Annotated in this window: 13 protein-coding genes; all 13 read right to left on the bottom strand. The window is 69.6% G+C overall.

Features of this window, described 5'->3' with window-relative positions:
* Positions 1-10: 10 nt before the first annotated feature.
* Positions 11-1,003: a flavin reductase family protein gene (locus HLB44_RS02655; protein ID WP_173120322.1), complete on the bottom strand. Its 993-nt coding sequence runs from the start codon at positions 1,001-1,003 to the stop codon at positions 11-13.
* Positions 1,000-2,241: an acyl-CoA dehydrogenase family protein gene (locus HLB44_RS02650; RefSeq protein ID WP_173120320.1), complete on the bottom strand. Its 1,242-nt coding sequence runs from the start codon at positions 2,239-2,241 to the stop codon at positions 1,000-1,002. Before HLB44_RS02650 ends, HLB44_RS02655 begins: the two co-directional genes overlap by 4 nt.
* Positions 2,238-3,380, bottom strand: coding sequence for an acyl-CoA dehydrogenase family protein (locus HLB44_RS02645; RefSeq protein WP_173120318.1), 1,143 nt, complete (start codon positions 3,378-3,380; stop codon positions 2,238-2,240). Before HLB44_RS02645 ends, HLB44_RS02650 begins: the two co-directional genes overlap by 4 nt.
* 18 nt (positions 3,381-3,398) lie before the next feature.
* The gene (locus HLB44_RS02640) at positions 3,399-4,385 is read right to left on the bottom strand and encodes a phytanoyl-CoA dioxygenase family protein (protein ID WP_173120316.1); all 987 of its coding nucleotides are present in this window, start codon (positions 4,383-4,385) and stop codon (positions 3,399-3,401) included.
* Between the two features lie 32 nt (positions 4,386-4,417).
* Positions 4,418-5,506: an amidohydrolase family protein gene (locus HLB44_RS02635; protein ID WP_173120314.1), complete on the bottom strand. Its 1,089-nt coding sequence runs from the start codon at positions 5,504-5,506 to the stop codon at positions 4,418-4,420.
* Between the two features lie 112 nt (positions 5,507-5,618).
* Positions 5,619-6,746 carry an acyl-CoA dehydrogenase family protein gene (locus HLB44_RS02630; RefSeq protein WP_173120312.1) on the bottom strand — a complete coding sequence of 376 codons (1,128 nt, stop codon included), beginning with the start codon at positions 6,744-6,746 and terminating at the stop codon, positions 5,619-5,621.
* A gap of 710 nt (positions 6,747-7,456) precedes the next feature.
* The gene (locus HLB44_RS02625; protein ID WP_173120310.1) at positions 7,457-8,791 is read right to left on the bottom strand and encodes an NAD(P)/FAD-dependent oxidoreductase; all 1,335 of its coding nucleotides are present in this window, start codon (positions 8,789-8,791) and stop codon (positions 7,457-7,459) included.
* 34 nt (positions 8,792-8,825) lie between these two features.
* Positions 8,826-10,169 (bottom strand): dicarboxylate/amino acid:cation symporter, encoded by a 1,344-nt coding sequence (locus HLB44_RS02620; RefSeq protein WP_173120308.1) that lies wholly within the window; start codon positions 10,167-10,169, stop codon positions 8,826-8,828.
* Between the two features lie 38 nt (positions 10,170-10,207).
* Complete coding sequence (gene lipA, locus HLB44_RS02615; protein ID WP_173120306.1) at positions 10,208-11,146, bottom strand: lipoyl synthase; 939 nt, start codon at positions 11,144-11,146, stop codon at positions 10,208-10,210.
* A gap of 7 nt (positions 11,147-11,153) precedes the next feature.
* Positions 11,154-13,451 (bottom strand): NADP-dependent malic enzyme, encoded by a 2,298-nt coding sequence (locus HLB44_RS02610; protein ID WP_173120304.1) that lies wholly within the window; start codon positions 13,449-13,451, stop codon positions 11,154-11,156.
* A gap of 36 nt (positions 13,452-13,487) precedes the next feature.
* Positions 13,488-14,300 carry an alpha/beta fold hydrolase gene (locus tag HLB44_RS02605; protein ID WP_173120302.1) on the bottom strand — a complete coding sequence of 271 codons (813 nt, stop codon included), beginning with the start codon at positions 14,298-14,300 and terminating at the stop codon, positions 13,488-13,490.
* An 11-nt stretch (positions 14,301-14,311) separates the two neighbouring features.
* Complete coding sequence (gene lpdA / locus HLB44_RS02600; protein WP_173120300.1) at positions 14,312-16,072, bottom strand: dihydrolipoyl dehydrogenase; 1,761 nt, start codon at positions 16,070-16,072, stop codon at positions 14,312-14,314.
* Between the two features lie 18 nt (positions 16,073-16,090).
* Entirely contained in the window at positions 16,091-17,683 is a 1,593-nt protein-coding gene (aceF, locus tag HLB44_RS02595; protein ID WP_173120298.1) for a dihydrolipoyllysine-residue acetyltransferase, read from the bottom strand.
* Between the last annotated feature and the right edge of the window lie 3 nt (positions 17,684-17,686).

The following is a 17,686-nucleotide window of genomic DNA, read 5'->3' as shown; positions in this document are numbered from 1 at the left end:
GCGGGCCTCCTCACCCAGCCACGGGCCACAGCGCCGGCTGCTCGCCGCGCCAGGTATTGCGGATCACACGCCGCAGCAGGTGCTTCAGCAGGTGGGCCTCGGAATAGTCGATCTGCTGCAGCGCGTCTTCCTCGGTGGCTTTGGAGATCGCCGCCATTTCGAGCATCGCGCGCGTGCCCGCCTCGGCAAGCTGCCAGCCGCCGGCCAGCGCGGCGGCCGGGCGCACCAGCGCGCGCTGCGCCATCGCGGCCAGCTGCTGCAGGGTGACGCGGCGTCCGGCCAGGCCCATCAGCGCGTCGAGCTGCTCGACGGTGCGCGGCAGGCCGACGCTCAGGATGTTCAGCACGAAATAGTCGTCGTCCGACAGCCCGCGCGCGGCCAGCGCCGGGCGCATCGCGGCCAGCAGCATCGCGTGCGCGCTGCCGAGCAGGTAGACCAGTGCGTCGCGGCTGATGCTGGCCTCGGGCGACTCGTTCGGCAGCGGCGCAGCGGCCGTGGGCGGCGGCTGGCGCTTCTTCACCGCCACCGCGTAGCCGCCCTTGTGAAAGACCAAGGGCGCGCGCTCGAAGGCCTCGAAGCCGAGCACCTCGCCGACGAAGATCTCGTGGTCGCCGCCTTCGTGACGGAACGCGGTGCGGCAGCGAAATCGCGCCGCGCAGCCGGGCAGCAGCGGCACGCCGCCCTCACCGCGCGCGAGCTCGATGCCGGCGAACTTGTCGGCGCCGCGCTGCGCGAAGCGGTTCGACATCGGCTCCTGGTCCGCCGCCAGGATGTGCACCGCGAAGTGCTCGGCCTCGACGAAGGCCGGCAGGCTGCCGGAGCTGCGCGCCAGGCTCCACAGCACCAGCGGCGGCTCGAGCGACACCGAATTGAAGCTATTGACCGTCAGACCGACGTCGCGGCCTGCGGCATCGCACGTGGTGACCACGGTGACACCGGTCGTGAAGGCGCCGAGCGCATTGCGAAAGGCGCGTTTGTCGATGGATGCTGCCGCTGTATTCATGCGTTAGGCGCCATGGGGATGTCGCGGAACGGTCCCTTGTCCGCACGCGGTTCCGGCGGCAGGCCGAGCGCACGCTCGGCCAGGATGTTGCGCAGCACCTCATCGGTGCCGCCTTCGATGCGGTGGATCGCGCCGAAGCAGAACATCTCGTGGAACTGGCTGACTTCGTCGTCGCCGGCGGCGGCGCGGCCGCGGGCACCGAGCAGGTCCAGGCCGAAGGCGGCGATGTCCTGCGTCGTGCGCGCACCCACCAGCTTGCCGACAGCCACCTCCGGGCCGGGGCGCTCGCCGCGCTCCAGCGTGGCCAGGATGCGGTAGACGCCGTAGCGCAACCCGGTGACCTTGGCGTACCACTCGGCAATGCGCTCGCGCACGCCGCGCTCGTCGATCGGCGCCGCGCCGTCGGCGCCGGGCTTGCGCGCCAGCTCGAACAGCTCGTCGAAGCCCACCGGCGTGCTCGCGCCCAGCGTCATGCGCTCGTTCGACAGCGTCGTCAGCGCCACCTGCCAGCCGCCGCCGACCTCGCCCAGGCGCTGGTCGTCGGGCACGAACACGTCGTCGAAGAAGACCTCGTTGAAATGGCTGATGCCCGAGAGCTGGCGGATCGGCCGCACCGTGATGCCGGGGCTCTTCATGTCGACGAAGAACATCGTCAGGCCGCGGTGCTTGGGCGCATCGGGGTCGCTGCGCGTCAACACGATGCCGTGGCTGCTGTGGTGCGCGCCCGAGGTCCAGACCTTCTGGCCGTTGAGGCGCCAGCCGCCCTCGCAGGGCGTGGCGCGCAGGCGCACGCCCGCCAGGTCCGAGCCGGCGCCGGGTTCGCTGAACAGCTGGCACCAGATCGATGCACCGCTGGCCAGCGGCGGCAGGAAGCGGCGCTTGTGCGCTTCGCTGGCATAGGCCATCAGCGTCGGCGCGACGAAGCCCTGGCCGATCATGAACGGGCCGAACAGCTCGGCGAACGGCCCTTCCTCTTCCTGGAAGATCACGTTCTCGGTGGCGCTCAAGCCGCGGCCGCCGTAGGCGACCGGCCAGACCAGGCAGGCCCAGCCGGCTTCGAACTTGGCCGCCTGCCACTGCCGCGCGACCTCCAGCCATCGATGCTCGGTCTCGAAGGGCTGGCCGGCGAAGCGCATGCGGCGGATGCGGGCGAGCTCGTCCCAGGGGGCGTGGCGCCGGATCCACGCGCGCGCTTCGAGGCGGAACGCGGCGTGACGGGGCAGATCGGTCAGGTTCATCCGTTGATCGCAGTCGGTTCCGGCGCGGTGAGCACGGGCGCCAACGCGGCGCGTTGCTGCAGCAGCTGCACGAGCCGGTCCTTCCAGCGCCATTGCGCGCCGGGGCTGCCGGCCAGCGCCTGCGCGCGGCGGTAGAAGAGATGGCAGTCGGCCTCCCAGGTGACGCCTAACGCACCATGCACCTGGGTACTGCCGGCGGCAGCGATGCGGAACGCCTCGGTGGCCGAGATGCGGGCTACTGCAGCCGCCTCGCCGAGCGCGTCGTCGCCGGCGGCCAGTGCCGCCAGGCCGAACAGGCAGTTCGAACGCGCCAGATCGATGGCTACCAGCATGTCGGCCATCAAGTGCTTGAGCGCCTGGAACGAGCCGACCGGCCGCCCGAAGGCGTAGCGCTGCAGGCTGTAGCGGCGCGCAGCATCGAGCGCCGCATCGGCGCCGCCGAGCTGCTCGAAGGCGACGAAGAGCGCCTGCGCATCGACGGCGCGGCTCCACAGCGCCTGCGCGGCGCGCCCACGGGCGAGCAACTGCACGGCGGCGCCGGCCAGATCGATGTCGCAGCAGGGGTGCAGCAGGTCGAGCGGCTGCGCCGCCGGCTCAGGCTGGTTGGCCGGCGCCAGCGTGGCCAGCACCAGTGCCGCAGCGTCGCCGCTGCCGGCCAGCAGGAGCGCGTGGGTAGCCGACGGGCCATCGGGCACGAACTGCGCACGGCCGGCAACGCGGATTTCGCCGTTCGCCTGGACGCTTATTTCAGGCGTCATGATCCAGCCGTCGTCGGCGAGCAGCACGCCGCGCGCGCTGCCCGCCGCCAGACCCTGCCACAACGCCGCCGGCACCACCTCCGCCACCGCACGCAGCGCGTGCACGAATGCGCAGGCCGACGCCACCAGCGGCACGGCCGCGAGCGCGCGCCCGGCCTCCTCGGCCAGCACGCACAGCGCGGCGCCGTCGAGGCCGCTGCCGCCGTGGGCTTCGGGCACGGCAGTGCCGAGCCAGCCGCTGTCGGTCAACGCCTGCCACAGCGCGGCGTCGGCCGGCTCGGCCGCGCCGGCGCCCGGCGGCAGGTGATGTTCGGCGCGTGCGAGCAGCTTGCGCAGCTCGCTGCGCAGCGACTCGTGTTCCGCAGTGAAGCCCAGGTTCATTTTTGTGGATCGATGTGATCAGCGCGCCTGCAGGCCCATCGCCTTGGCTTCGTCGTCGGCGCCCTTGCGGTCGCCCATGCCGTCCAGCGCCACCGGCCGCGCCGCGCTGCCCTGCCGCAGCTCGGGCACGTACGGCGTCTTGCGGTTGGTGTTCTGGACACCCGCGGGGCTGTTGCACTCGATGCGCCCGCTCGGCTCGGCCTTGAAGCCCAGCAGTTGCAGCTCGGCTTCGCTCAAAGCCTCGTACACGCCGCGCTGCAGGTTCAGCGCGATGTTGTCCATCGGCTTGACCCAGTGCTGCTGCCACAGCGTGGTCAGCGAGTAGCGGGTCTTGTCGGAGGTCGAGATGCCCGACTGGTGCCAGGTGCGGCTCTCGAAGAAGATCACCGAGCCGGCCGGCGCCTCGACGGCGACGGTGTCGATCGGCTCCGGGTTGTAGGCGCCGCGCTCGGCGCTGTAGGCCTGCGGCGGGTAGCCGCCGAGGTGGCTCTTCGGCACCACGCGGGTGGCACCCATCACCTCCTCGAAGTCCGTCAGGCAGAGCATGCAGTTCAGGTAGGCCGGCACCTCCGTGCGCGGCATGAACTGCTGGTCGACGTGCACCACCATCGGCTCGGCGCCGCGGCGCACGATCAGCCCGGTCATCGCCGACAGGTGCCAGGACGCACCGCGGAAGAGGTGCGCGTTGTACTCGGCGAACAGCGGGTGCTTCAGGTAGTCGATGAAGACGCGGCCCTTGTTGTAGAGGCCGGCGATGCCCTGCCAGCCGGGCATTGCGCCGGGCTCCGGATGGCCGTACCAGGTCTTGCCGCCGCGGCTCTGGCCGGACAGCAGCGCCACGCCGTATTCGCACTCCAGGTCGGCCTGTTCGACCAGGCGCTCGCGGATCAACTTCAGCTGTTCGCCTTCGACGAAGCCCTCGTGCACGCACAGGCCGAATTCGTCGAGGTCACGCTTGCCTTGCGCCGGATCGCGCGTCGCTGCGGGCAGTTTCAACTTGCTCATCGCTTGTCTCCTTGGGTCTCTCGGCGCCGGGCTCAAGCCCCGAGCTTGGCCGCCAGCGGCCGTGGCTCGAGCCCGTACAGCCGGGCCGCGGTGCCGCCCAGGATATCGGCCTGCACCTCGGGCGCGAGCCCGGCGCCGCCGAACACCTCGTCGATGACCTGGCGCGAGCGCGGGAAGGTGCCTTCCATGTGCGGATAGTCCGAGGCCCAGAGCAGGCATTGGTGGCCGGTCATCGGGATCGTGCTGAGGCACGCGCGGTCGAACTGGAACGTCGCCTTGACCTGGGCATAGAGGATCTCGCTGGGCTTGCGGCTCAGCTTCGGCTTCACGTAGTACTGGTGCGCCTCATGCACCTCGTCGAGCCGCTCGCCCAGCGCCACCATCCACGACGCGCCGGCTTCGATGACCACCATCGTCAGCCCCGGGTGGCGGTCGAGCGCGCCGCCGGCGACCATGTAGGTCACCAGCTCCTCGGTGGCGAAGCCCAGCCGCATGTAGTTGATGATCGCCGCGCCGGGCCCGCGCTCGGTGATCGGCGTCAGCCCCGAGGCGACGTGGAACGCGAGCGGAATGCCCTGCTCCTGCGCATAGGCCCATACCGGATCGAAGTCCTTGTTGTTGTAGCGCAGGCCGGCCGGCGGCAGCGTCGGCAGCATCACCGCGCGGTAGCCGAGCGCGACGACGCGCCGGAATTCGTCCAGCGTCTCGGCGACGTCGCGCATCGGCAGCACGGCGCAGGGCACCAGCGCATCGCGGTGGGCGCCGAACTGCTGCATCAGCCAGTCGTTGTAGACCTGCATGCAAGCCAGGCTCAACTCGGCGTCGTCGATGGCGTAACACATCATGCCGAGGTTCGGGAACAGCAGCTCGGCGTCGATGCCGTCCTTGAGCATGTCCTGGAAGCGCAACTCGGGGCTGGTGCCGCCGATGCGCGGGTTGTCGGAGTTGCCGTCGCCGACCTGCATGCGGTGCAGGTCGCGGCCGTCGGCCACCATCACGAGGTATCCGTCGCGCCGCTCGGCGCGCAGCGCGCGGTCGCGCAGGTGCGGCGGCAGCTTGTCCTGCCAGAGTTGTCGCGGCTCGACGACGTGCGAATCCATGCTGAAGACGTAGCGGCTCATCGAGGGGACTCCGTTTGTTCGCTTACGTAGTTAACTATGTTAGACAGCGTAGGGGATTTGGCCGAGGCTGTAAAGCTCAACACGCTCGGGGTTGACCCTGGGGCGACCGCGATCACTGGACGCCCGCCTGCAGCGCCTCGACCAGGCGTTCGCGCCACACCGCCGGCCCGCCGATCACGCCCTGCAGCACGCGGGCGCGGCGGTAGAACAGGTGCGGATCGGCCTCCCAGGTGGCGCCGATGCCGCCGTGGGTCTGGATCGTTTCCTTGGCGGCGAACTCGGCCGCCTCCGAGGCCGATATGCGGGCCGAGGCGGCCGCCAGTGGCAGCTCGGCCGAGCCGGCCGTCAGCGCCCAGGCGCCGCAGCAGGCATTGGCGCGCGCGAGCTGGTTGCGCACGTACATGTCGGCGAGCTTGTGCTTGATGCCCTGGAACGAGCCGATCGGCCGCCCGAACGCGTGGCGCAGCCGGGCGTAGTCCACGCTCATCGCAAGCGCCGCGTCGGCCGCGCCGACCTGCTCGAACGCGATCCACACCGCGGCCTCGTCGAGCACGCGCTGCAGCACCGCGTGGGCGTCTGGCGCTGGATCGGCATCACCGCCCAGACGCTGCGCTGGCGCGGCATCGAACACGATGCGCGCCACCGGCCGGGTGGGATCCAGGCTCTCGAGTGCCGTGCGCGTGACGCCGGGGCCGCCCAGGTCGACCCTGTACAGGCCCGGCACGCCGGCCTCGTCGTGCGCCGTCACCACGGCCCAATGCGCGAGCAGGCCATCGGGCACCGGCAGCTTGATGCCGCTCAAGCGCCCGCCGCGCACGCGCGCGGCATGGCGCGCGAGCTCGTCGACGCCGACCAGCCCCTCGGCCGCGGCCAGCGTCGCGATGTGCTCGCCGCTCGCCAGCTCCGGCAGCCATTCGCTGCGCTGCACCTCGCTGCCGGCATGCAGCACGCAGGGCGCGGCGAGGTAGATCGACGAGCTCACCGGCAGCGGCGCGAGCGCGCGGCCGAGCTCCTCGGCGATCACCGCCAGCGTGTCGCCACCGAGCCCGAGTCCGCCATAGGCCTCCGGGATCGCTGCCCCCAGCCAGCCGAGCTCGGCCACCTGCTGCCAAAGCGCCGGATCCCAGCCGCGGCTCTCGTCGAGCACGCGGCGCACGGCACGCAGATCGCAGCACTCGACCAGCATGCGCCGCGCCTGGTGCTGGATCTCCTTCTGTTCGGGCGAAAAATCGAAGTCCATCTCAGCGGCTTCCTCGTTCTGGACATGCGCCGCGTTGGATGCGGTGGTGGGGCGGCGCGAGCGACAGCTTGCGGCCCTGAGCGGTCGTTGGCTTGTCTTGAATGCAGTCTTGCGGAGGGCGGAGCGGCAAAGCCGACGGCGGGCACGCTGGCCGGGCGGAGACCGCGGTCGGCCCTGGGGGCCGACTGCCCTGCGCTGCTCGCGGACGCGGGATGGGCGGACAACTCGGCCCCGAGTACAGGGCCTCAGACACGTCCGCCCAGCTCCCTTCGGTCGCCGACCCGCATCCGCTGCGCTGCTCGGCGCGGCCCCCTGACTGCCCGGCCAGCGTGCCCGCCGCCGGCTTTGCAGAGGCTGTGATGGCCTGCGGACTGAACAGCCGCATGCCTCGGTCTTGAAGTCCTTCGCGCACCTCGGTGGTTGTGCAAAGCCGGGCGCGGGCTGCGCGGCCCGGGCATTCAGAGATGAGCGTCGAGCAGCGCAGCAGGCGCGGGTCGGCGACCGAAGGGAGCTGGGTCCACGTGTCTGAGGGCCGGTACTCCGGCCCGAGTTGTGGACCCATCCCGCGTCTGCGAGCAGCGCAGAGCAGTCGGCCCCCCAGGGCCGACCGCCATCTCGCCCGGGCCGTGCAGCCCGCGCCCGGCTTTGCCGCTCCGGCCGGCACCGCGAGCAGAGCGAGCGTTGTAGGTCGATTCATGCTGGCGCCCGCCTCAATGCAGCTTGACGTGCGGCTCGGTGCGCCGCGTGATGAGGCGCGCCAGCGTGTCGAGCGCCATCTTCGGGAAGCCGTGCAGCGCCAGCTCGTGCATCTTGTAGAGCGACACGTACATCAATCGCGCGAAGGCGCCTTCGATCATCAGGCTGCCGCCGATCAGCCCGCCCATCATGTTGCCGACGGTGCTGAATTCGCCCAGCGAGACGAGCGAGCCGAAGTCGCGGTAGCGGTAGGCCTTCATCGGCTTGTTGGCCAGACGACGCTTGATCTGAGCGGCCACATGCGAGGCCTGCTGGTGCGCCGCCTGCGCGCGTGGCGGCACGAAGCCGCCCTTGCCGCCGTTGGCCTCGGGCCAGGCGCAGGCCGCGCAGTCGCCGATGACGAAGATGTCGTCGTCGCGCGTGGTCTGCAGGCTCGGTTTGACGAGCAGCTGGTTGCTGCGGTTGGTCTCCAGGCCGGCGAGATCCTTCAGGAAGTCGGCCGCCTTGACGCCGGCCGCCCACACCACCAGCTCGGCCGGCAGCACGCGGCCATCGGCCAGCTGCACGCCGTCGGCCCGCACCGCGGCCACCTTCGCGCTGGTATGCACCAGCACGCCCAGCTTGCGCAGCAGGTCTTCGGTGGCCTGCGACATGCGAGGCGGCAGCGCCGGCAGCACGCGGTCGGCCGCCTCGATCAGGTTGACCTGGATGTCCTTGTCGGCATCGACGCGGTCGAGCCCGAAGGCGACGACCTCGCGCGTGGTGCGGTGCAGCTCGGCGGCGAGCTCGACGCCGGTGGCGCCGGCGCCGATGATGGCCACGTGCAACTGCTCGGGCCGCAAGGGCGTGCCCTGGGCATGCGCGCGGATGCAGGCATTAACCATGCGGGCATGGAAGCGCTGCGCATCGGCTTTCGACTCGAGCTTCAACGCGTGCTCGCCAACACCCGGCGTGCCGAAGTCGTTGCTCTGGCTGCCCAGCGCGAGCACCAGCGTGTCATAACCGAACACACGATCGGGCGTGACCTCGCGGCCCTCGGCATCCCGGTAGGGCGCGACGCGCACCTCGCGCCGCTGCCGGTCCAGCGCGATCATCTCGCCGATGCGGAAGCGGAAGTGATGCCAGTGCGCCTGCGCCAGGTAGTCCACCTCGTGCGCACTCAGGTCCATGCTGCCGGCGGCGATCTCGTGCAGCTTGGGCTTCCAGACATGGGTGCGGTTCTTGTCGATCAGCGTGATCTCGGCGCGGCCGCGCCGGCCCAGCGTGTCGCCCAGGCGCGTGGCCAGCTCGAGCCCGCCGGCACCGCCGCCGACGACGACGATGCGGTGCTTGGTGGCGGTGCTGTTCATGCGGCGGCTCCTGTCAGCGAAGGCGGCGTCGGCATCAGCGGGTGGCGCGGGCGGGCATCTGCACTTCGGTCGCGTCGAGCACCTGCTCGGGCTCCTCGGCGACCACGTCGGACTCCTGGTCCAGCAGCCGCTGCATGCGCACGCTGTCCAGGTCGTTGGTCCACTTCGCCACCACCACGGTGGCCACGCCGTTGCCGATCAGGTTGGTCAGCGCGCGAGCCTCCGACATGAAGCGGTCGATGCCGAGGATCAGCGCCAGGCCGGCCACCGGCACGTCGCCCACCGCCGACAGCGTGGCCGCCAGCACGATGAAGCCGCTGCCCGTCACGCCGGCCGCGCCCTTCGAGGTCAGCAGCAGCACCAGCAGCAGCGTGAGCTGCTGCGTGATCGACATCGGCGTGTTGGTGGCCTGGGCGATGAAGACAGCGGCCATCGTCAGGTAGATCGAGGTGCCATCGAGGTTGAACGAGTAACCCGTCGGGACCACCAGGCCGACCACCGACTTCTTGGCGCCCAGGTTCTCGAGCTTGGCCATCATGCGCGGCAGCACCGATTCGCTGGACGAGGTGCCGAGCACGATCAGCAGCTCTTCCTTGATGTACTTGATGAACTTCCAGATCGAGAAGCCGTGCGCGCGCGCAATGCCGCCGAGGATCACGAAGATGAACAGCAGGCAGGTGATGTAGAAGGTCGCCATCAGCTGGCCCAGCTGCAGCAGCGAGGCCACGCCGTACTTGCCGATCGTGAAGGCCATCGCGCCGAACGCGCCGATCGGGGCCACCTTCATGATGTAGCCGACGATCACGAACAGCACGTGCGAGAACTTCTCGATGAAGTCGAACACCAGCGTGCCGCGGCCGCCGAACTTGTGCAGCGCGAAGCCGAACATCACCGCGAACAGCAGCACCTGCAGGATCTCGCCCTTGGCGAAGGCATCGACCACGGTGCTCGGAATCACGTTGAGCAGGAAGTCGGTGGTGCTGGCCATCTTGCCCGGGCCGGTGTAGGCGGCGATGCCCTTGGTGTCGAGCGAGCTGGCATCGATGTTCATGCCGACGCCCGGCTTGACGATGTTGATGATCAGCAGGCCGACCACCAGCGCGACGGTGCTGACGATCTCGAAGTACAGCAGCGCCAGGCCACCGGTCTTGCCGACCTTCTTCATGTCCTCCATGCCGGCAATGCCGACCACCACGGTGCAGAAGATGATCGGCGCGATGATCATCTTGATCAGCTTGATGAAGCCATCGCCCAGCGGCTTCATCGCCGCGCCGGTCTGGGGCCAGAAATGGCCCAGCAGCACGCCGATCACGATCGCCGTGATGACCTGGAAATACAGGGACTGGTAAAAGGGCTTGGGTCGCGGATCGTGGTCCATCGCGGGTCTCCTTCCGATGTGGGCAGTGATGTCAGGGTTCAGACGCCGGCCGCGTGGGCCTGTTGGTCGGCGTGGTAGCTCGAGCGCACCAGCGGCCCGCAGGCCGCATGCGCAAATCCCATGGCCCGCGCTTGTGCAGCGAGGGCTTCGAACACCGGCGGCTCGACGTAGCGCTGCACGCTCAGGTTGCCCGGCCGTGGCTGCAGGTACTGGCCGACCGTCAGCATGTCGACGCCGTGCAGGCGCATGTCCTGCAGCACCTCGAACACCTCGGCGTCGGTTTCGCCCAGGCCCAGCATCAGCCCGGACTTGGTCGGCACCTGCGGGCAGCGCTGCTTGAAGGACTGCAGCAGCTGCAGCGAATGGCCGTACAGCGCACCGGGCCGCGCCTGCGCGTACAGCCGTGGCACGGTCTCGAGGTTGTGGTTCATCACGTCCGGCGGGTCGGCCGCCAGGATGTCCAGCGCGATCGTCGCGCGGCCGCGGAAATCCGGCGTCAGCACTTCGATGCGCGTGCCCGGCGACCGCTCGCGCACGGCGCGGATGCAGGCCGCGAAGTGCGCCGCGCCACCGTCGCGCAGGTCGTCGCGGTCGACGCTGGTGATGACGACGTACTTCAGGCCCAGCCGCGCCACCGTGTCGGCCAGGTGCTGGGGCTCCAGCGGGTCCGGTGGCTTCGGCCGGCCATGGGCCACGTCGCAGAACGGGCAGCGGCGCGTGCACAGGTCGCCCAGCACCATGAAGGTGGCCGTGCCCTTGCCGAAGCACTCTCCTATGTTCGGGCACGAGGCTTCTTCGCAGACGGTGTGCAGGCCGCCCTCGCGCAGCAGCTGCTTGACGGCGCGGAAGCGCTCGCCCTGCGGCAGCGGCACGCGGATCCACCCGGGCTTGGGCAAGGCGGGCGCCACCTCCACCTTGATGGGGATGCGCGCAGTCTTCAGCGCACCGCGCTGTGCGGTGGTGTTGAGATCGCTCATCGCTGCCTCAGTCGATGGCGTGCGAGGCCGCGCGCTGCGAGCTCGCGTCGACCACCGCCAGCGCGGTCATGTTGACGATGCGCCGCACCGTCGACGACGGCGTCATGATGTGCACCGGCCGCGCCGCGCCGAGCAGGATGCCGCCAACGGTGATGCCGTTGCCGGCCGCGATGCGCAGCAGGTTGTACGAGATGTTGGCCGCGTCGACGTTGGGCATCACCAGCACGTTGGCTTCGGTGCTCAAGCCCGAGTCGGGGAATTCGTGGTCGAGGATGGTCTTGGACAGCGCGGCGTCGCCGCGCATCTCGCCCTCGATCGCCAGCTTCGGATCGGCGGCCTTGACGAGACCCAGCGCCTGCCGCATCTTCAGCGCCGAGGGTGCGTCGGAGCCACCGAAGCTGGAGTGCGACAGCAGCGCCACGCTGGGCGTCACGCCGAAGCGGCGCACCTCTTCGGCCGCGAGCAGCGCGATCTCGGCGACCTGCTCGGCCGTCGGGTCGCGGTTGACGTGGGTGTCGCAGATGAAGAGCTGGCGCCCGGGCAGCATCAGCATCTGCATCGCGGCCAGCGTCTGCGTGCCCGGTCGCAACCCGATCACGTCGCGCACGTGGCGCAGGTGCTCGGCATAACTTCCAAAGGTACCGCACAGCATCGCGTCGGCGCGTCCCTGGCGCACGAGCATGGCCGCCAGCAGGCTGCAGCGGCTGCGCATCTCGACGCGCGCCACCGCGCGCGACACCCCTTCACGGCGCTTCAACTCGAAGTAGTCGTCCGCGGCGTCGCCGTAGACCTTCGGATCCTGCAGGTTGACGATCTCGCAGTCGACGCCTGGCTTCAGGCGCAGGCCGTATTCGGCCAGGCGGTGGCTGATCACGTCGGGCCGGCCCAGCAGCAGCGGCCGCGCCAGGCCTTCGTCGACCACCACCTGCGCGGCGCGCAGCACGCGTTCGTCCTCGCCTTCGGCATAGACCACGCGCTTGGGCGCCATCTTGGCCGCGGCGAACAGCGGCTGCATGCTGCTGCCGGACTGGTAGACGAACTGCGACAGGCGCTGGCGGTAGGCCGGCATGTCGGCGATCGGCCGCGTCGCGACACCGCTGTCCATCGCCGCCTGCGCCACCGCCGGCGCCACCACCTCGATCAGGCGCGGATCGAAGGGCTTCGGAATCAGGTAGTCGCGGCCGAAGCGCAGGCCGCTGGCGCCATAGGCCTGCGCCACCACTTCCGGAATCTCGGCATGCGCCAGCTCGGCAATGGCCCGCACGGCCGCCAGCTTCATCGCTTCGTTGATGGTGGTGGCGCCGGTGTCCAGCGCGCCGCGGAAGATGAACGGGAAGCACAGGACGTTGTTGACCTGGTTCGGATAGTCCGAGCGGCCGGTGCCGATCACCGCATCGGGCCGCGCGGCCAGCGCGTCCTCGGGCAGGATCTCCGGCGTCGGATTGGCCATCGCCAGGATGATCGGATCGCGCGCCATCTTCTTGACCATCTCGGGCTTGAGCACGCCGCCGGCCGACAGGCCGAGGAAGATGTCGGCGCCCGGGATCACGTCGGCCAGCGTGCGGGCGCTGGTGTCGCGGGCATAACGCGACTTGTTCGGGTCCATGCCTTCGGAACGGCCCATGTAGACCACGCCCTTGGCATCGCTGACGAAGATGTTCCCGGGCTTCAGGCCCAGGCTCACCGCGAGGTCCAGGCAGGCCAGCGCCGCGGCGCCGGCGCCGGAGGCCACCAGCTTCACCTCGCCGATGTTCTTGCCCACGTGCTTCAGCGCATTGAGGATCGCCGCCGCGGCCACGATGGCCGTGCCGTGCTGGTCGTCATGGAAGACCGGGATCTTCATGCGCTCGCGCAGCTTGGTCTCGATGTAGAAGCACTCGGGCGCCTTGATGTCCTCGAGGTTGATGCCGCCGAAGGTGGGCTCCATGCGGGCGATGGTCTCGATCAGCGCATCGGGGTTGTTCTCGGCCAGCTCGATGTCGAACACGTCGATGCCGGCGAACTTCTTGAACAGGCACCCCTTGCCTTCCATCACCGGCTTCGCGGCCAGCGGCCCGATGTCGCCGAGGCCCAGCACCGCCGTGCCGTTGGTGATCACCGCCACCAGGTTGCTGCGGGCGGTGAGGTTGCCGGCTTCGCGCGGGTCGTCGGCGATGGCCAGGCAGGCATCGGCCACGCCGGGCGAATAGGCCAGCGACAGGTCGCGCGCCGTGGCCATCGCCTTCGTTGGCGTGACCGAGATCTTGCCCGGCGTCGGATAGCGGTGGTAGTCGAGTGCGGCTTCGCGCAGGGTGTCGTCGCTCATGTCCGGTTCTCCTTGTCTTGTCTCGTCGTTCGGAATTCAGGTGATGCTGGCCGCCGGCGCGCGCCGGGCCGCTGCGGGTGACTTCAGGGCCTGCTTCACGCGCGCCAGGAAGGCCGCGGGCTGGTCCGCGTGCACCCAGTGGCCGGCGTCGGCGATGACCTCGACCTGCACCTGCGTAAACATCGGTGCGAAGCGCGAGCCGTCGGATGGCGCGACATAGTCGGAATGCGCGCCGGCGATCACCGTCAGCGGCCGCTCGAAACGCGCGCCCAGCAACTCGCCCGGAAAGCTGCACAGCTGCGGCATCGCCGCGCAGATGCCCACCAGGTTGATGCGCCAGTCGAAGTGGTTGTTGTGCCGCACCAGGTTCTGCATCAGGAAGGGCACGACGCCGGGGTCCGGAACGGCCTGCTGCAGCCGCCGCTGCACCTCGGCCAAGCTTGCTGTGGCCATCACGTCGGCGCCGCTCATCGCCAGCGCGAACGGCGTCAGCGTGTCGGCATACGAGACCGGCGCGATGTCGACGACCACCAGGCCGCCGACGCGCTGCGGCTGCCGCAGCGCCAGTGCCATCGCCACCTTGCCGCCCATGCTGTGGCCGAGCACCATCGGCGCTATCAGACCCAGGCGATCCATCAGCTGCAGCACGTCGTCGGCCATCTCGCCGTAGCCCATCGTGTCGGCCCAGGGCGACGAGCCGTGGTTGCGCAGGTCCACGCTGTGCACGGTGTGGGTCGCAGCCAGGTGGCGGGCGATGCTGCGCCAGTTGCTGCCGGAGCCGAACAGCCCATGCAGCACCAGCAGCGGCGGCCCGCTGCCGACCGTCTCGAAGGCCAGGTTGAGTGCCACGGTGCGCCGCCTTACTTCTTCTTCTGCGGCGGCAGGTCGGTGCAATGGCCCGCGAAGACCTCGGCGGCCATGCCGATCGATTCGCCCAGCGTCGGGTGCGGGTGGATGGTCTTGCCGATGTCGGCCGGCTCGCAGCCCATCTCGATCGCCAGGCACACCTCGCCGATCAGGTCGCCGGCGTGCGTGCCGACGATGCCGCCGCCGACGATGCGCTGCGTGGCCTCGTCGAACAGCAGCTTGGTGAAGCCTTCGTCGCGGCCATTGGCGATGGCGCGCCCCGACGCGGCCCAGGGGAACACCGCCTTGCCGACCTTCAGCCCCTCGGCCTTGCACTGCTCCTCGGTCTTGCCGGCCCAGGCCACCTCGGGGTCGGTGTAGGCCACCGACGGGATCTGCCGCGCGTCGAAGAAGGCCGCTTCGCCATGCGCCACCTCGGCCGCCACGTGCGCTTCGTGCACCGCCTTGTGCGCCAGCATCGGCTGGCCGACGATGTCGCCGATGGCGAAGATGTGCGGCACGTTGGTGCGCATCTGCCGGTCGACCTCGATGAAGCCGCGCTCGGTGACGATCACGCCGGCCTTGTCGGCGGCGATCTTCTTGCCGTTCGGGCTGCGGCCGACCGCCACCAGCACCAGGTCGTAGAACTGCGCTTCCTTCGGCGCCTTGTCCCCTTCGAAGCTGACCTCGATGCCGAACTTCGTCGCCTTCGCGCCGACGGTCTTGGTCTTCAGCATCACCTTGTCGAAGCGCGGCGCGTTGACCTTCTCCCACACCTTGACCAGGTCGCGGTCGGCGCCTTGCATCAGGCCATCGAGCATCTCGACCACGTCGACGCGCGTGCCCAGCGTCGAATAGACGGTGGCCATCTCCAGGCCGATGATGCCGCCGCCGACCACCAGCATGCGCTTCGGGATGCTCTTGAGCAGCAGCGCGCCGGTGGAGTCGACAACCCGTTCATCGTCGGGCATGAAGGGCAGCTTCACCGCCTGCGAACCGGCGGCGATGATGGCCCTCGCGAACTTCACGATGCGCTTGCTGCCGTCGCTCGCCAGCACCTCGAGGTGATGCGGGTCGACGAAGCTGCCGACGCCCGTGAGCACCTCCACCTTGCGCGCCTTGGCCATGCCGGCCAGGCCGCCGGTGAGCTTCTTCACGACGCCGTCCTTGAAGCCGCGCAGCCCGTCGATGTCGACTTCCGGCGCCGCGTACTTGATGCCGTGGTGGCCGAGGGACTTGACCTCGTCCATCACTGCCGCGGTGTGCAGCAGCGCCTTCGACGGGATGCAGCCGACGTTCAGGCAGACGCCACCGAGCGTGGCATAACGCTCGACCAGCACGGTCTTCATGCCGAGGTCGGCGCTGCGAAAGGCGGCCGAATAGCCGCCCGGGCCGGCGCCGAGCACCAGCACCTCGCACTCGACATCGGCCTTGCCGGTGTAGCTGCCGGCAGCCGGGGCGGGCAGGGCCGCAGCAGGTGCTGATGCGGCTGCGGCGGGGGCCGGCGCCGGGCTCGGCGCAGCCGCCGCGGCACCCGCCGCTTCGATCACCAGGATCACCGAGCCTTCGCTGACCTTGTCGCCTAGCTTGACCTTCAGCGCCTTCACGGTGCCGGCGTGCGTCGACGGAATCTCCATCGAGGCCTTGTCGGACTCGACCATGATCAGGCCGGTCTCGACGGCGATCACCTCGCCCGGCTTGACCATCAGCTCGATGATCGCGACATCCTTGAAGTCGCCGATGTCGGGGACCTTCACTTCGATCAATTGCGTCATGTCGTGCGACCTCGGGGTTCAGAACAGCACGCGCCGCAGATCGGCGAGCACGCTGGCGAAATGGACGTTGAAGCGAGCGGCCGCGGCACCGTCGATCACCCGGTGGTCCCAGGACAGCGACAGCGGCAGGATCAGGCGCGACTGGTACTGCTTGCCGTCGCTGGACACCTGCTTCCAGTAGCTCTTGCACACGCCCATGATCGAGACCTCGGGCGCATTGATGATCGGCGTGAAGTAGATGCCGCCGATGCCGCCCAGCGACGAGATCGTGAACGTGCCGCCCTGCATCTGGTCGGGCTTCAGCTTGCCGTCGCGCGCCAGCTTGGCCAGCTCGCCCATCTCCTTGGCGATGTCGGGCACGGTTTTCTTGTCGACATCGCGGATCACCGGCACCATCAGGCCGTTGGGCGTGTCGGCGGCGAAGCCGATGTGCCAGTAGTTCTTCAGCACCAGCGCGTCACCATCCAGGCTGGCGTTGAACTCGGGGAACTTCTTCAGCGCCGCCACCGCCGCCTTCATCATGAAGGGCAGCATGCTGATCTTGACGCCCGACTTCTCCAGCTCCTTGTTCATCTGCACGCGGAAGGCCTCGAGGTCGGTGATGTCGGCCTCGTCGTGCGTCGTGACATGCGGAATCACCACCCAGTTGCGGTGCAGGTTGGCGGCCGAGATCTTCTTGATGCGCGACAGCTCCTTGCGCTCGACCGGGCCGAACTTGGCGAAGTCGACCTTCGGCCACGGCAGCAGGTCGAGTCCGGCGCCGCCGGCCGGGGCGGAAGCCGGCTTGGCTGCCGCCGGGGCGGGCGCTGAAGCGCCGCCCTTGGCGAACGCCAGCACGTCTTCACGCACGATGCGGCCGTGCGCACCGCTGCCCTTGATCTGCCCGAGATTGACGCTCATTTCACGCGCCAGCTTGCGCACTGCGGGGCCGGCGTAGGCCAGTGCGAACGCAGCCTCGTCGACGCCGCTGCCCACATGGCCAATCGTTGCGGCAGCGGCAGGCGCAGCCGCGGCGGTGGGGGCCGCGGCAGGCGCAGCCGCCGTGGCCGCCGTGGCATCACCGGTGGCCAGCGTCAGGATCACCGAGCCTTCGCTGACCTTGTCGCCGACCTGGATCTGAATCGCCTTGACGACACCCGACAGCGGCGCCGGCACGTCCATCGTCGCTTTGTCGGACTCCAGCGAGACCAGCGGGTCCTCGGCCTTCACCGCATCGCCGACCTTGACGAAGATCTCGATCACCGGCACGTCCTTGAAGTCGCCGATGTCGGGCACGCGCACCTCGGCCAGGCCGGTCGGCGCGTTGACGGGCGAGGGCGGGGCGCTGACGCTGGGCTTGGCGGCCGCGGCAGGCGCTGCCGGGCCTGCCGCCACGCCGTTGTCGAAGGCCATGATCACCGTGCCCTGGCTGACCTTGTCGCCGACCTTCACCGCGATGGAACGCACGGTGCCGCCGCGCGGCGCCGGCACGTCCATCGTCGCCTTGTCGGACTCCAGCGAGACCAGCGGGTCCTCGGCCTTCACGACGTCGCCGACCTTGACGAAGATCTCGATCACCGGCACGTCGCTGAAGTCGCCGATGTCGGGCACTTGAATGTCGATGTTGCTCATGGG

It is taken from the genome of Pseudaquabacterium terrae, assembly GCF_013266755.1.
In the GTDB taxonomy this organism is placed as follows: Bacteria; Pseudomonadota; Gammaproteobacteria; order Burkholderiales; family Burkholderiaceae_C; genus Pseudaquabacterium; species Pseudaquabacterium terrae.
This window is presented reverse-complemented; position numbering and strand designations above follow the sequence as displayed.

Bases quoted from the DNA above. Each gene is read 5' to 3' on its own strand.
- HLB44_RS02655 (WP_173120322.1), bottom strand. From the start codon at position 1,003: ATGAATACAGCGGCAGCATCCATCGACAAACGCGCCTTTCGCAATGCG.
- HLB44_RS02650 (WP_173120320.1), bottom strand. From the start codon at position 2,241: ATGAACCTGACCGATCTGCCCCGTCACGCCGCGTTCCGCCTCGAAGCG.
- HLB44_RS02645 (WP_173120318.1), bottom strand. From the start codon at position 3,380: ATGAACCTGGGCTTCACTGCGGAACACGAGTCGCTGCGCAGCGAGCTG.
- HLB44_RS02640 (WP_173120316.1), bottom strand. From the start codon at position 4,385: ATGAGCAAGTTGAAACTGCCCGCAGCGACGCGCGATCCGGCGCAAGGC.
- HLB44_RS02635 (WP_173120314.1), bottom strand. From the start codon at position 5,506: ATGAGCCGCTACGTCTTCAGCATGGATTCGCACGTCGTCGAGCCGCGA.
- HLB44_RS02630 (WP_173120312.1), bottom strand. From the start codon at position 6,746: ATGGACTTCGATTTTTCGCCCGAACAGAAGGAGATCCAGCACCAGGCG.
- HLB44_RS02625 (WP_173120310.1), bottom strand. From the start codon at position 8,791: ATGAACAGCACCGCCACCAAGCACCGCATCGTCGTCGTCGGCGGCGGT.
- HLB44_RS02620 (WP_173120308.1), bottom strand. From the start codon at position 10,169: ATGGACCACGATCCGCGACCCAAGCCCTTTTACCAGTCCCTGTATTTC.
- lipA (WP_173120306.1), bottom strand. From the start codon at position 11,146: ATGAGCGATCTCAACACCACCGCACAGCGCGGTGCGCTGAAGACTGCG.
- HLB44_RS02610 (WP_173120304.1), bottom strand. From the start codon at position 13,451: ATGAGCGACGACACCCTGCGCGAAGCCGCACTCGACTACCACCGCTAT.
- lpdA (WP_173120300.1), bottom strand. From the start codon at position 16,072: ATGACGCAATTGATCGAAGTGAAGGTCCCCGACATCGGCGACTTCAAG.
- aceF (WP_173120298.1), bottom strand. From the start codon at position 17,683: ATGAGCAACATCGACATTCAAGTGCCCGACATCGGCGACTTCAGCGAC.